2 protein-coding genes are annotated in these 2045 nt (G+C 72.6%); one reads left to right on the top strand and one right to left on the bottom strand.

What is annotated here, in order from left to right; translation table 11 throughout:
* Positions 1–929 (bottom strand): DNA mismatch repair endonuclease MutL (mutL, locus tag V7D28_RS15075; protein WP_333588199.1); only part of this gene is annotated, 929 nt, incomplete at its 3' end.
* A gap of 67 nt (positions 930–996) precedes the next feature.
* Between mutL and V7D28_RS15080 the strand changes: the two genes are divergently transcribed.
* The gene (locus tag V7D28_RS15080; protein WP_333588200.1) at positions 997–1953 is read left to right on the top strand and encodes a TraB/GumN family protein; all 957 of its coding nucleotides are present in this window, start codon (positions 997–999) and stop codon (positions 1951–1953) included.
* The last annotated feature ends 92 nt before the right edge of the window (positions 1954–2045 follow it).

Here is a 2045-nt window from a genome sequence, read left to right on the forward strand (position 1 = left end):
GGGTGGACGTTCACATCCACCTGGGTGGGGTCCAGGGTCAGGAAGAGGGCGGTGAGGGGGTGGCGATCCCGGGCCAGGAAGTCGGCATAGGCGCCGCGCAAGGCTCCCTGCAACAGACGGTCGCGCACCGGGCGCCCATTGACGAACAGATACTGATGGGCCGCATTGCCGCGATTGAGGGTCGGCAGGCCGGCATAGCCCGACAGGCGCACCCCCTCGCGTTCGTGGTCGATCAGCAGGGCGTTTTCGGAGAATTCCCGGCCCATGATGGCCGCCAGCCGCGCCAGCCGGCCGGCATCGCCCGGCGCCTCGGCGAGCAGGCGCAAGGTGCGGCGGCCGTCCACGTCCAGGGTGAAGCTGACCGCCTCGTGGGCCATGGCCTGGCGTTTCAGTTCCTCGGCGATGGCCATGGCCTCGGCCCGTTCGGACTTCATGAATTTGAGCCGGGCCGGGGTGGCGTAGAAGAGGTCGCGCACCTCCACCCGCGCCCCATGGGCGCCGGGAAAGGCCGCCGGCGTCACCTCGCCAAGGGCGCCGCCATCCACCCGCAGGGCGTAGGCGTCGGCGGCCCCCCGCGCCCGGCTGGTGATGGCCAGACGCGCCACCGAGCCGATGGAGGGCAAGGCCTCCCCGCGGAAGCCCAGGGTGGCGATGCGCAGCAGGTCATAGTCGCCGGCGTCGTCCGGGGCGAGCTTGGAGGTGGCGTGCCGCTCCACGGCGAGAGGCAGTTCCTCGGGCGACAGGCCGCAGCCGTCGTCGGCCACCAGGATGCGCGACAGGCCGCCGCCGTCCACCTGCACCTCGATCTGCCGCGCCCCGGCGTCCAGGGCGTTCTCCACCAGCTCCTTGATGGCGCTGGCGGGCCGTTCCACCACCTCGCCGGCGGCGATGCGGTTGACGGTTTCGGGGGGGAGGCGGCGGATGGTCATGATCAGCTTTCAGTCTCAATTCCAATATAGGACGATTCAGCATCCCGCCGATCCCAGGAGTCCCCGCATGACGCGACCCGCCCGTATGGCTGTCCTGGGCGCCTTGGCCGCCCTGGCCCTCATGCCCCAGACCGCGTCGGCCCAGGGCCTGCCGCCGGACCCTGACGCGGTGCTGGTGGAGGAGCTGGTGGTCACCGCGCGGGAGGCGGGCCCCGCCTGGTGGCGGGTGTCGCGGGGGGAGTCCGTCGTCCATGTGCTGGGCGTCCCCTCGGTCTTTCCCAAGGGCGGCGGCTGGGATCCCGCAGGGGTGGAGCGACGCCTGCGCGGCGCCAACCAGGTCATCCTGCCCTTCAACAGCGCCAGCGTGAACCTGCTGAGCGCGCCGGGCGCGGCGGTCAGCCTGCTGCGGCTGCGCAGGTCAGACCCGTATGAAGACGGCCTGCCCGCCGATCTGCGCGCCCGCTTCGTCGCCGCCCGCGAGGCGGCGGGCCAGCCCGCCTCCCGCTACCGGACCGGCAACGGCATGGCTGCGGCCCTGTTGCTGATCAGCGACTATCGCGACGCCGCCCGGCTCACCGCCGCCGATCCGGCCAAGACCATCGGCCGCATGGCCGCCGCCCAGGGGGTCAGGGTGGAGGCGCGCAGCTATGACGCCGCGGCTCTGCTGCGGTCGGTGGTGCGCACCCCGCAGGCGGCTCAGCAGGCCTGCCTGATCGAGGCCCTGGCGGCGGTGGAGGCCGGTCCCGGTCAGGTTCAGGACGCCGCGCGGGCCTGGGCCTGGGGGCAGGTGCGCCCGGCCCTGGACGGCGAGCGCGCCTATGAGCGCTGCCTGGCCGCCGCGCCGGGCGCCGCGGAGCTGGATGAGCGGGTCAAGGCCGACCAGGCCCGCGCCATTGCCCAGGCCCTGAACACGCCGGGCCACAGCGTGGCCGTGGTTCCGCTCCGCCCGCTCCTGAGCCAGGGGGGCGTGCTCGACCGTCTGCGAAGCCAGGGCTACGAGATCCGCACCCCCGGCGATCGCTAGGTCGCGTCGAGACAGGGGCTGGGCGGGCTCAAGTCTGTGAGTTTAGAGCCTGATTCAACGATCAGACGGTTCCGTCTGATCGCATCAGGCTC

The sequence above is a fragment of the Phenylobacterium sp. genome (genome assembly GCF_036723115.1).
GTDB lineage: Bacteria > Pseudomonadota > Alphaproteobacteria > Caulobacterales > Caulobacteraceae > Phenylobacterium.

Coding starts and splice junctions, on each gene's coding strand:
- V7D28_RS15080 (WP_333588200.1), top strand. CDS start 997: ATGACGCGACCCGCCCGTATGGCTGTCCTGGGCGCCTTGGCCGCCCTG.